The organism is Candidatus Cloacimonadota bacterium (genome assembly GCA_020532085.1).
Lineage (GTDB): Bacteria > Cloacimonadota > Cloacimonadia > Cloacimonadales > Cloacimonadaceae > Syntrophosphaera.
In genome coordinates, this window is sequence record JAJBAV010000020.1 from 21,373 (window position 1) to 34,361 (window position 12,989).

At 47.0% G+C, this 12,989-nt stretch carries 11 protein-coding genes; 8 read left to right on the top strand and 3 right to left on the bottom strand.

Annotation, left to right across the window (positions count from 1 at the left end; translation table 11 throughout):
• Positions 1-43: 43 nt before the first annotated feature.
• Positions 44-703 carry a hypothetical protein gene (locus LHW45_06550; protein ID MCB5285233.1) on the bottom strand — a complete coding sequence of 220 codons (660 nt, stop codon included), beginning with the start codon at positions 701-703 and terminating at the stop codon, positions 44-46.
• Positions 693-1,169 carry a hypothetical protein gene (locus tag LHW45_06555; GenBank protein MCB5285234.1) on the bottom strand — a complete coding sequence of 159 codons (477 nt, stop codon included), beginning with the start codon at positions 1,167-1,169 and terminating at the stop codon, positions 693-695. Before LHW45_06555 ends, LHW45_06550 begins: the two co-directional genes overlap by 11 nt.
• Before the next feature lie 881 nt (positions 1,170-2,050).
• Here LHW45_06555 and LHW45_06560 point away from each other — a divergent pair.
• From LHW45_06560 to LHW45_06585, 6 genes are all read left to right on the top strand, one after another.
• Positions 2,051-4,735, top strand: coding sequence for a DEAD/DEAH box helicase family protein (locus LHW45_06560; GenBank protein ID MCB5285235.1), 2,685 nt, complete (start codon positions 2,051-2,053; stop codon positions 4,733-4,735).
• A 15-nt stretch (positions 4,736-4,750) separates the two neighbouring features.
• Entirely contained in the window at positions 4,751-6,157 is a 1,407-nt protein-coding gene (locus LHW45_06565; GenBank protein ID MCB5285236.1) for a type I restriction-modification system subunit M, read from the top strand.
• Positions 6,144-7,361, top strand: coding sequence for a restriction endonuclease subunit S (locus LHW45_06570; protein ID MCB5285237.1), 1,218 nt, complete (start codon positions 6,144-6,146; stop codon positions 7,359-7,361). Before LHW45_06565 ends, LHW45_06570 begins: the two co-directional genes overlap by 14 nt.
• 62 nt (positions 7,362-7,423) lie before the next feature.
• On the top strand, positions 7,424-8,443 hold the full coding sequence (locus LHW45_06575) for a nucleotide-binding protein (protein MCB5285238.1): 1,020 nt from the start codon (positions 7,424-7,426) through the stop codon (positions 8,441-8,443).
• 29 nt (positions 8,444-8,472) lie between these two features.
• Positions 8,473-9,063: a hypothetical protein gene (locus tag LHW45_06580; protein ID MCB5285239.1), complete on the top strand. Its 591-nt coding sequence runs from the start codon at positions 8,473-8,475 to the stop codon at positions 9,061-9,063.
• A gap of 145 nt (positions 9,064-9,208) precedes the next feature.
• A complete protein-coding gene (locus LHW45_06585; protein MCB5285240.1) occupies positions 9,209-9,631 on the top strand; it encodes a hypothetical protein in 423 nt (140 codons plus the stop codon).
• 364 nt (positions 9,632-9,995) lie between these two features.
• On the opposite strand, the gene LHW45_06590 is transcribed toward LHW45_06585, so the two are convergent.
• Entirely contained in the window at positions 9,996-10,442 is a 447-nt protein-coding gene (locus tag LHW45_06590; GenBank protein MCB5285241.1) for a hypothetical protein, read from the bottom strand.
• A gap of 919 nt (positions 10,443-11,361) precedes the next feature.
• Here LHW45_06590 and LHW45_06595 point away from each other — a divergent pair.
• Complete coding sequence (locus LHW45_06595) at positions 11,362-12,591, top strand: hypothetical protein (protein MCB5285242.1); 1,230 nt, start codon at positions 11,362-11,364, stop codon at positions 12,589-12,591.
• Positions 12,592-12,594: 3 nt separating this feature from the next.
• Positions 12,595-12,981, top strand: coding sequence for a hypothetical protein (locus LHW45_06600; GenBank protein ID MCB5285243.1), 387 nt, complete (start codon positions 12,595-12,597; stop codon positions 12,979-12,981).
• Positions 12,982-12,989 lie beyond the last annotated feature (8 nt).

The window sequence follows — 12,989 nt, forward strand, 5'->3', positions numbered from 1 at the left end:
GCCAAGCCTGTCCGTGTCAGCTGGCATCCATATGACTGACTTGTCATATAACTAGTTTAATAGATTTGACCCAATATCCAGTTTCCCCGGATCCAGACGAATAATTTAAACTGATCCTATTGCTGCCCGAATTGAGATAACTGGAGATATCGTAATAATCATCCTGATAAGACCCGCCCAATGATGACCAATTTGCCACCTTGCTATTGTTAACATACAATGATACAGGAGCATATCCTTCTTCGCTTCCCGACGCGCTCGTCAAGTGTCTGATTCGTAGTGAAGCGGATGTAACTCCACCGGGCATATCCACATCGAATGCAAAGCTTGAACCTTGAAACATATACAAATGGTAACTGGAATCGTACCTGTCTTCAATTCTGCATCCTGAGGAGCTATAGTCTTCCACCCCTTCGGTTTTCACAGATCCGGATGAAAAATCAACCGAAATCTCGCCACGTTCGAAAACCTGTGTGCCCGGTGTGCCTGTTACCTTACCGGATTCATCCGCAGAGAAACTCACTCCCCCCCCAAATGAGTTAGAACTCTCTCCAGACTCAGATTGGCTACCAGATTGGCCTGCATGTTCATTGCCGGAATTCGACGATCCGTTGCTACTTCCTGTGTCTCCACTGGCAATTGCCAAAACAGCAAACACCAACAAGATAATTGCGGTCAGAACAATTCTACCTTCAGTTTTCATTGGTTTTTCTCCTTCTATTTGTTAGCTTGGTTTTCTTGGATATGCTTATCAACAAATAGCATAATCCCATTGTAGCATACACTAGTTCATCATAGATATCGAAAGTGCCGGGAATTAATCTGTATAATTGCCCAAGTTCAATGGACATGGTAAACACCAAATAAAGCGAAACAAGAGAGATGCATCCTCCGATCTGTTTAGGTTTCCATAGTGATGTTAAAATATGAAGCAAGGCCAATGCCCACAATGAATCCGGCAGGTAATTCCTTGCCCCTCTTAAAATTGGGTTTCGCAGAATGTCGAGATCACATGTAATACCGAGGTCAAACAGATTCATGGTTTTCTGTACAAAAACATTACTGGGAGGGTATATCAAATATACCATGCATGCCGTGACAATGCAGAGCAAAGGTATTGCGACGTATTCAAACCATAGTTTCAAAAACTGCGCATGGGGTTTTGTCACGTCAACTTCCCTTCGGCAAGTAACATAGATCGCATTGCGTTTTAGCCTGTTTCAAACATTTACATAGCCTGATTCAGCCATTCCCAACCATGAGACCATCATGGGATATTGAACTATGCCATGCTTGCAATTGACTGCATCTTAATTGAATAAAAATACATGCCTATATCCCTTGAATACATTTTCAAGATACCCAGTTGTTGTAATGCGAGTTTTTGCATGCGCTCTCTCCTTTGAAAGCCAATTGTACAAATAGCGGTAAACTTAGCATATTCCATTCCAAAACCTTGGGCATCATAACATATTGATAATATGATAGTTATGTAAGTATATCGATTTAATGGTGTGTTTAAAAACACCACACAAGTTTGTCCGGCTAACGTTCAAATAAGGTTTAATCATTTGTCAACAAAGATGTTATGCACCGTGGTAAAAATTACCACAGGTTTTCGCGGGTTTGGTATAAATAACCACGAAAAGGCATTTTTCAGATCAGGACAACCCGCTCGAAAAATGGATAAATGGAGTACTCAGCATCTTTAGGCATAATTATATATGTCACTCAATGTGGATAGCACAACACAGAAGAAAACCAAACAAGGCCACCGGACACCAGCCCGTCATTCTGGGGTAGTCGCGCCAACGACAAGGCTCAGTCGGGGTACTCGCCGGACAACTTGTTGGCCGAGGGGTGAATCGAATCCAGGCCTGTTTCACCCAAATAAAAAAATCTTGCTTGACAGATATTCCGAATGTATTCGAATGAGAAAACTTAAATAAGTCTATGATGGACGAGTCAGATACAGCGATGTTTATCATTCAAGAACCAACCAGGATAGTGCAAGAGCCCGTTTATCATCCCGGGCGATTGAGAGCGAGATATGAACGAATCTGAATGGCATACCCGGAAAGAGCGTATCGACACCCAGCTTAGATCACTCTATCCAGCGTGGGAGGTCATCCACTTTAGCCAGGTTAGAGACACTTCTCTGCTGACCAATCATGCTGTGGAAGAGTACCCAACCCAGAATGGCTTTGCCGATTACGCCCTGTTTGTAAAAGGAAAACTCTTGGGGATCATTGAAGCCAAGAGAGTATCGATCGACGCCCACAACGCCTTGGAACAGGCCAAACGCTACTCTTTGGGCTGCGCCAACACCATTGGCGAATGGAACGCTTTCCGGGTGCCTTTCATCTATTCCTCCAATGGCGTCAGATCCTGGTTTGCGGATATTCGGGGCGCCGCCTACTCGGCCAGGGAGATCAGCGGCTTCCATAGCCCTGAAGCGCTCTGGGACATATTCAATCAGTCGATGGGAGAGTCATACAACTGGTTTCAGCTCAATCCCATCGAGTTCGAAAAGATCCGACCCTATCAATCTGAAGCTATCCAGGCGATAGAAAACAACATCTGCGCCGGGAAACGTATGCTGATGCTGGCCATGGCTACAGGTACCGGGAAAACCTTTACCGCGGTGGCGATGATCTACCGCCTGCTGAAGTCCGGACTTGCCCGGCGGGTTCTCTTTCTCGTGGACCGCCGCGCTTTGGCCGCCCAGGCCGCAGTTGCCTTCCACTCTTTCGAGACGCCCTCCAGATACAAATTCAGCCAGGAATACGAAGTCTTCAGCCAACGCTTCCAAAGCGAGGATTTTGAAGATGGCGATAAGTTTGATGTGAGAGTGTTGCCGAACAGCCATCTCACCAAACCCGACCCTGCCAAGTCCTTTGTCTATATCTGCACGATCCAGCGCATGGCCATGAATCTCTTCGGCAGAGAGAACGCTTTTATTCAGGGCGATGATCCCGATATTGACGATGAAGCCGCAAGACTCGATATTGCCAATAACGCCTTTGACGTGATCATCGCGGACGAGTGTCATCGGGGCTACACGCCCAAGGACGAGGGAATTTGGCGCGCCACCATCAATCACTTCGATGCCATCAAGATCGGCTTGACCGCTACTCCTGCAGCCCACACCACCGCTATCTTCGGACAGCCGGTTTACCGCTACAGCTATGAACAGGCGGTTTTGGACGGCTTTTTGGTGGATTACGAGGCAGTGAAAATAAACTCAAACGTCCGTATCAATGGCATTTTCCTCGAGGAAGGCGAAAAGATAGGGCTCAAAGACACCGAGACCGGACAGGAAAGGATCGACGCCCTGGAAGACGTAAGGGAGTTCGATGCCAGTGAGATAGAGCAGAACATCACCTCTCTGGACAGCAACCGGAAGATCCTCACCGAGATTTTCAGCTATGCCCTGGAACATGAACAGCGCACCGGCAGATTCCCCAAAACTTTGATCTTCGCCGTCAACGACATCCAGCATAAATCCCATTCGGACCAGCTTGTTCATACGGCCAGGGAGATTCTGGACCGAGGCGACGACTTTGTGCAAAAGATCACCGGAAATCCCAACGTGGACAAGCCTCTGGAAAAGATCAGGCGCTTTCGCAACCGGCCTGAACCTGCCGTGGTGGTCACGGTGGACATGCTCTCCACCGGGGTGGATATCCCCGCGCTGGAATACATTGTCTTCCTCCGGCCCGTGAAATCCCGTATCCTCTGGACCCAGATGCTGGGCCGGGGAACCCGGAAGTGCACCGAGATCAACAAAGAATGCTTCACCATCTTTGATTGCTTCGATGGCACCCTTATCCAGTATTTCCAAAAATCCACCGACTTCACCATCGATATTGGCGAAGAGGGTCAAACAATCTCCATTCGGGAGATCATTGAGAACATCTGGAACAACATCGAGCCCGAATACAACAAGAATCGCCTGATCAAGCGCCTGCGCCGGATCTCTAAGACCATGAGCGCCAAAGCCAGGCTGGCTTTTGAGGTCTATATTCCCGATGGCGACGTGAAAGGCTTTGCCGACAACCTGAAGGCAATGCTCAAGGATGATTTCCCCGGTACGATGCGAACCCTGCGGGATCCCAAGTTCCAAGACTTGCTTGTAAACTATGACCGGGCCAGAAAGCCTTTTTACATCGACTATGCTGAAAGAGACTCCGTCAGTTCCGAATACATGTTCCGGATCGGCGACGAGCAGCTGAGGCCGGAAGATTACCTGGATGCCTTCGCCGAATTCGTGAAGCAGAACAAGAACAGGATCGAGGCCTTGTCCATCCTGCTCAACAACCCCTGGCAATGGAATTTTGACGCGCTTGCCGAATTGCGCAATGAACTCAAAAAGAACAGCTTTGATGAGGATAAGGTTCAAAAAGCCCATGAGAGATCAGGCCACAAGGCCATGGCTGATATCATCTCCATGATCCACAACGCCGAGGATGAGGTTTATCCCCTTTTCACCGCCCGGGAAAGGGTGGAGAAAGTGATCGGGGAGATGATCCAAACCCACGCCTTCAATTCTGATCAATTGCAATGGCTCGGCTTCATCAGCGAACATCTCATCAAAAACCTCACCCTCGACAAACACGCCTTAACCTTTGTCCCCATTTTTGAAATGCATGGCGGTCTGTCCCGGGCCAGAACTGTTTTCGGGCCGCTTCTGGACGAGATCATCTCCGAAATTAACCTCAGGATAACCGCTTAAGGAGTTTGAAAATACATGGCTGATGTCGTAAATAAACTGTGGGGCTTGTGCCATACCATGCGCCATGATGGCATTGATTATGGCGATTACATAGAACAGCTCACCTATCTGCTCTTCATCAAGATGGCTGAAGAAAAGGAGATTGAACTGCCTGCCAACTGCGAGTGGACCACCCTCAAGCAGAAAAACGGAACCGGGCTGATCGACCATTACTTTGCGGTGCTCCAAAGCCTGCGCGAAGCTCCGGGGCTTTTGGGCGATATCTTCGCCCAAGCCATGCCCAAGTTTGCCAATCCTGTTGCCTTGAAGAAGATCCTCAATGTGATCGATGGCGAAGACTGGTCCGCTCTGGGGGTGGACGTGAAAGCAGAAGCCTTTGAGGGTTTGCTGGAAAAAGCCGCCAGCGAAGGGAAAAAAGGGGCGGGACAGTATTTTACCCCCCGGGTGCTGATCCAGTCAATGGTCCGGCTGATGAAACCGGATCCCGTCAAACAAACGCTCACCGTCTGTGACCCCGCCTGCGGTACCGGCGGTTTTCTGATAGCTTCCTATGAATGGCTGATCCAGGAAACGAAAGGTGCCTTTCCCCAAGGCATAATCAAACGGATCAAAGAACAAACCTATTTTGGGCAGGACCTGGTGGCACGTCCCCGGCGCCTGGCCTTGATGAACATGTTTTTGCATGGGCTCAATCCCACCATCTACCTGGGCGACACCATCTACGAACCGGACAGGGGTGAACGCTATGACATTATCCTCACCAATCCGCCCTTCGGCACCAAAGGCGCGGGAGAAGCGCCGGAGCGGGATGATTTCACCATCCGGACTTCCAACAAACAGCTGAACTTCATGCAGCACATCCTCACAATTCTAAAGCCAGGTGGTAGGGCTGCAGTCGTTTTGCCTGACAATTGCCTCTTCGAAGACAAAGCCGGTGATGTCTTTGAAATCCTGATGGCAGATTGTAATCTCCATACTATCTTACGCTTGCCCAGAGGGACTTTCATTCCCTATGCTAATGCCCAAGCTAACGTGATCTATTTTCAGAAGGGTAAAGCAACTAAGGAAACCTGGATATACGACTGCCGTTCTAATATCCCATCATGTACCAAAAAAGACCGACCTCTTACTGCCGAGATGTTCACAGACTTCGAACAGTGCTATGGCAATGATCCTAATGGTTCCAGCAAACGATTAAATCAAGGGGAGACTGGTCGATTCAGGGCTTTCTCCATTGATGATATTAAAGCCAGGCATTACAATCTGGATATTAAATGGCTAAAGGATGAGTCCTTGGATGATCCAGATAATCTACCAGAACCGCTTGATCTTATCACTGAAGCTGTGAGTGAACTTGAAGCTATATTGGATGAACTGAATGAGATTTGTAACCTGTTGGAGCCCATTGATGCCCCTGAATAACTGGCCAACAGCAAAGCTGCATAAAATTGTAAAGTCCAAAAAGGGGAAAAAGCCCAAGCTACTGGATGTAAAGCAGTTTCCAGGTTCAGTAGAATACATCGACATAGAGGCATTTGAAAAGGGTATAATCAAGCAATACGCAGATGTCGCATCTTCTAATTTATGTGTCGAAACAGATATCTTAGTTGTATGGGATGGTGCCCGTTTTGGGTTGATTGGTTCAAGCCAAAAAGGAGCTATTGGATCAACTCTAATGTGCCTTAGTCCAGTGGGTGTTAATCGACTATACCTTAGGTACTTTCTTGAGTTAATGTATCCAGTTATCCAACAGAATCCCAAGGGTATGGCAACTCCACATGTGAATTCTGACTTATTCTGGAATATGGACATACCGCTCCCAACTGAAGATATACAACGACAGATAGTGGAAAGATTAAGCGTAATCCTTCCAAAAGTCAGACAGGTTAAGGCACGACTTGAGACAATCCCCAAACTACTCAAGAAATTCCGTCAGAGTGTTCTTAGTGCCGCTTGTTCCGGCAGACTGACAGAAGATTGGAGAGCGGAACATCACTTGGTAACTCACTACGATATTGTTAAATCAAACACTACTCTAAGGGTTATCGAAAGTGAAATACCTAAGGAATGGTCTATAATGGCATTCACAGATGTATGCCAAATCGCATCCAACTTGGTAAATCCTGCAGATTATCAAGGTCATGCGCATATTGCTCCTGACAATATTGAGAAGGAATCCGGAAAACTCTTATCATACAATACTATAGCGGAAGACAGAGTTACCAGCCCCAAGCACCTATTCCACTCTGGTCAGATAATCTATTCCAAGATACGACCTTACTTATCAAAAGCAGTCTTAGTTGATTTCGATGGTTTGTGTAGCGCTGATATGTATCCTCTAACAAGTTTCATCAACACACACTATCTGCTTTACTACATACTATCACCTCAGTTTGTCAAACTTGCTTCTACAGCCGGTGAAAGAAGCGTCCTACCAAAAATAAACAAAAAAGAGCTGTCTTTCATACCTGTGCCCGTCCCATCTATCGAAGAACAAGCAGAGATAATGAAAAGATTAAATCAACTATTCACATTAGCTGATTCTCTGGAATCCAAATATCAAAATGCAATGGCAAGGATAGATAAAATAGAGCGATCGATCCTCTCTAAGGCATTTCATGGATAACTTGTTTGACGTAAGCATTATGTCAGATGATTCAATAAACCAACAATAAGGAGAGATGAGAAATGGAAGAATATTTAGAAAGATGCCCGGTTTGTAAAAATAAACTCAAGCAGAACTATGTACGAACGGAAGACTACGCTAATAGATATCATATAAACTGTCAGTATTGTGGAAGATACGAGTTGTATGGCTGGAGGATGAAATCACGATTTTTGCATGATAGACCGAGTGTAAAAATCAACAAGTCAGGTAGACTATTAAGCATAGCTATTAGGCATAAATATGAGGAAACGGGCAAAGAAGTATTGATTTCAGAGAGCACCATAGATGATTTAAGAAAATCTATCCCTATCCCCGAAAATCTTTTAGATAAAGTAGATATTTTGTTAATTTATATGCTTAATAAAACTAAATACCAATTCGAGGATAACATATCAATTCAGGAATATGATTATCCGTTAATGCGTGTTATCTCAGATAATGAGTTAAACGAGCTGATATTGTTAGCAAATAAATTAAATTTTATAACGTTCATGAGCAAAACTAAAATGGGCGATAGAATATGTAGCTTAACACAACACGGATGGAATAGAATTCAACAACTGACTGCTTTAAAAGAGATCAGAGTAATTCAAAAAGATCGACAATCAAATACGAAAACAAAGAAATTAAAGTGCTTTATTGTTCTTGGTAGGGATAAATATTGGAATAGAATGGTTAAAGAATATCTAGATAGTATAAAGATAGATTACATAGTTCTGAGTGATAAAGAAAACGAGGGGAATACAGTGATCGAGAAATTTGAATGTCATGCTCAGGTAGATTTTGCAGTATGTATCTGGTCTCCAGATGATGAAGGGAAAATGAAGGGGAAAAGTGTTCTGAAACCAAGAATACGGCAAAATGTAATGCTAGAAACTGGATTCTTCTGGGGTAGCTTAGGTAGAAAGAAAGTGTTTATTCTTAACCATAAAAATGTAGAGATCCCTTCTGATTTTGCAGGGCTCGTCTATATTTCATTATGTGGCGGTAACTGGAAATCCGAGTTGTTAAAGGAAATAGAAAGACTAAAACGAGGGTAAACTAAATAAACATAATAGGTGGAAAAGCCATGTGGAAAAAATATCTATACATCATCGCACTACTATTTGTGACTATCGGAATCAACAACTGCAAGAAAGTTGAAGTTGATAACCAAACTTCCAATGCGCACCTTAAAGCACGTGCAACACATTTCTTCGCGGACAACGAAGACGAGAAGGAATTTGAACTGATCTTAGAACTGGATCAAGTTGTTCTTGTTAGAGAGATATCAATGAAAATTGGTACCCACCAATGGGATATTAAAAAACCTGAGTATAATGCTGCAGGTTCATGGTTATCTGAAAATAACGGGGTTAGTGAGTCCATAATATTCAGCTTAACCACTGATTCATTATCAGCCATGATAGCACCAGAAATGGAAGATTATCCTGATAAATACGGGTACGACATGGATGCTTATCGCGCGGCTGATGACAAGTATAAACGAGCAGTGCAGAAGGCTGAAGCACGGATACTAGAGGAGGTTTTCACTAGTTTGAAGAAAGGCGAACCAGTATCGTTTGAAATCAGAGGTAAGATGAAAAATATGAAGGTCTCTGTATCTAAAAGTGATATTGATAACGCAATTGAAGTATGGGATATCTATAAACAAATGTGATCTATCTGAGGAAAATGGTGATCAAGCCATAGAGGAATACTCAGAAAGCAGGATTATTTGGGTTGATAAAAAGATCCGGAAATCACGTTTTAGTATGACAGCTTTCAAGGGGTGCGCATGCTATATTTTACGCAGAGGATATTAAATGAAAAGCTATGTTATATTTTTGCTGGTGATAGCGCTAATCGTTCCTGGATGTTTTATCAAAAAAATGAAAGAACGAAGGGAGATTGAACGACAGCTCGGGGATTTTGAACTGAGGCTTGAAAGCATTGATGAACGCATGGATGAGTTTTATGCAGACTACGGCCCTCTGGGAACCAGATATGAAGAATACATGACACTATCCGATGACTTCGAATCTCTCGGCCTCGAATTAGACAGATACTGCGTCACAATATTTGGGGATATGCTTGCCAAAGACCGTGCAGTATCAGAAAAGCAGGAAGATGAATACATGGATCTGTTAAAAGAGAGGATACGACTGATCAGAAAAGAGGGTAATTTAATCGAAGCGCTCATGCGCAGAATCATTCGCGAGGGATCATGGGAAGACTATCCGATGTAAAAGACGACCTCTGAGGCATGCGTGTTGAGTCCCATATATTGGTGTAAATTGTAACTCATTGTTTCTCAAGTTGTTGATGGCCTCTTACATGCCTCGTTACTCACAATCTATGTATGGCCAAGCTCCATCCGCGTTTCATTCCTAAAAAGTGGACAAAAGTGGGGCGGAACAGTGTCCGGCCCTGAGGGCGTGCATCCTCCATAATTAAAAGCCGGCTTGGCGAATATCCCAGGCCGGCCTTTGTTTTCTGGATTGGAGGTTGTGCTATGCACTCACTCAACGAATTTCATCTCTTGAAGGTGTTTCCCTTGCCCTTCCCGTCCGCCCTCCGCTGGTTTGGTAGTTTCATATTCGTTCCCTTCGCTCACATCAGCTTATCCAGCAGCTCATAGCCCGGAACGGCTTCCAGCAGACCGGCTTCGACGGCCCTTTTCACGCTGCGGCAGGGGAGGTCGTTGTTTTCGATGTGGATGCGCTCCAGGAATTCCAGGTCGATGCCGGGATCCGAGGCCTGGAGGGCGTACATCAGCTTGAGGAAGGCGCTGTACCAGGTGCTGTAGATGGGCCCTCCTTCCTTCGCGCGGCGGCTGTGGATGTCGGTGTAGACCGTCAGGTCCGTGATGAAGGCCTGGGAGGGCGCGATCCGCTTCAGGTTGCGGGCGATGGCGGCGAAGCGGCGGTTGTTCTCGTTCAGCCGGGGTTTCACGTGCGGCCTCACCAGCAGGCGGTTGAGCCGGGGATTGTAGTAGTAGATCAGTCCGTCACAGGCGCCGTGATAGGCTTGCAGCATGTTTTTGAAGTAGACTTTCATGTTTTTCCTCCTTTGTATTTGTCCACGAATTACACGAATTCGCACGAATGGGTTTTGGGGGTGTTGGTGGGGTGGCGGGTGTAGCCGGAGCTTGCTGAAGCTCCGCCTTGTCTTTCGTGGCGTGGCCTTTTGCGGAGGACCGGCATCCTCCGGCTACAGGTTTGGACGGTGCGGAGGATCGGCATCCTCCGGCTACGGTTTCAGCCGTTACGTCATTCCGGGACGACGCGGATCGTTTCCCTGTGCCTCTGTGCCTCTGTGTAGATTGTTCGTTAATTCCTGCCTGTCCGCCTCCTCATCGCCTCCCCCTCAGTTCCCAAGGAACCCTTGGGAAGTCAGTGGGAAGTGATTGGGATGTGAATGGGAGGCGGCACAGGGGGGCTCTATTAATAGTGGGTAACAACACGGGGGATGTCAAGGGTATCCTGGGAAAATCTATAAATAAACAAGGGCGGCAGAAGCTGTTTATTTATTAAAGCATTGAGGGGTTATGAGATAAGCAATAAATAAGCAAAAACAGCCCTCTTCTATATTCAGCAGGGGTGCAGGAAGGGGGAGGAAAGGGAAGAGTGCCAATATAACTATAATTATAATATAATATATTACTATATAATATTATATATATACTAACTACATACCATATATAAACTTATCTTTGCCATCACTCCCCACCCACCCCTTGCCACGCCTGTATGCAACAGAGGCCTGTTTTTTGCTTATTTATTAGATAACCAACTGCCAGACAGAGATATAATAAATCAACGCGGGTTTTCGGAATTGTGAATTTATTGATTTCCGCCGCTGAAAACCCGGGCTGACAGGGGGGGGCATCTTTTTCTTGACAGATAATTGCAAGTGAGAATTGAATCCTTCCAACACTTTTTGGAATCGGCAACGTTTCCCAGGGAGGATGGTAATGATGGCCAAATGCATTTTCTGGTGTGCCTTTGCGGTTTTGGCAGCGGCATGTATTTTTGTCTTGGCAAGTTGCGGCACATATGGTCCGCCGGAGGGGCTGGGGGAATATGAGGAGCCCTTCGGGGTGGACAGCACGGCAGACCCGGACCCCCCGCTGAACTTCAATGTGTTCATCGACGCCAGCGCCAGCATGCACGGGTTCACGGAGGAGTACAAGACCTTCAAGAACATCATCAATTCCGTGGTCAGCCGCATCCCGCCCAAAGCGAAGATCCAGCTATATGGCTTCGGGAGCGATTCCGTGCAGTTGGAAGGGGACCTGAGGAAAATGCTGCACACCATATCGAACCGGAGTTTTTACTCCCAGGAGTACACCGATCTGTGCCTGCCGTTCGAGAAGCACATCAAAGACGATCCGAACTCGGTGAACCTGATCTTCACGGACATGGTGCAATCGACGGAGCGGGCCGAGCAGGACAGGGCGATCTTTGCCAAACTGCTGAAGGAGTATCTGGGTGAGAACGGATTTCTGGCGCTGCTGGCCACCCAGGCGGAGTTTCAGGGTGAATATTACACGGAGAGGGTGAACTCCAGGATAAAGGCCCCGGAAGGCAGCACCCGCCCCCTGTATTGCCTGGCCTTTGGCGACCGCAGATACGCCGGATTCATCCAAAGCAAGATCGGCGATCTGTTCGCATACTCCTTCGAATTCGGCAACACCGTGCCCAACCAGCTGAGGTACGCCCAGCCCAAGGACTTGGTGAACGACCCGGAAAACTTCCTCGACGAAGGCGACGACCTGGACCTCCCCGCCACCTGGTACAAGCTGGGCAAGGGGCGCACGGACCATCTGGGCTTCAACTTCACGGGATATGAGGACAGATTCGGCCGCACCCTGGATTACGCCCTGGCCTACCAGGGCAAGGCGGACACGCTTTACACCGAGCTGAAGGGCTGCGGAGGCAGCATCCAGGTGCAACCTGACGGCGAGAGGGTAAGCTTCCAGATCCCCTTCAACCAAAACGCGAAGGGGCAATACCTCATCCGCTTCACCTTCCGCAAAACTCTGCCCGCCTGGATAGCGGAACTGAGCACGAATGACGACACGAAGCCGGGCAACCTGAACAAGACTTACATGCTGGAGCCCTGGATGCGCTTCATCATGGATAATTTCGAGGATTACAAACACCTGGCCACAACACAATATTTCGCATACATAAAAAGGAAGTGACCCATGCCCCAAAACATCTTCTACTTTTTCTTCTGGCCGCAGACCGCCCTGAACCAGTGGGGCGGCTACATGCTTTCCGGGATCCTGGGAGCGGCCATCCTGATCCTGGCCGGCTGCGGGCTTTACGCCGTGCTGCCTTACAACCGGGACAAAGAGCCGCTGAAATTTTTCTCCGTGTTCGCCGGGGTGCTGCTGATATCCCTGCTTTACGCCCTGTGGCTCAGTTCCACCATTCCGGACGAGATCGCCCGGGACAACTACAAGACGCTGTTCGTATTGAACCACGTGGTTTCCACGCTGATCTGGGAGATAGCGGCCTTTTATCTGTTGAGCGGGGCCATGGGGCCCAAGAAGCATTTCGCCCGGATCGGTGAATACATTTTCAAATAGGGAGTACA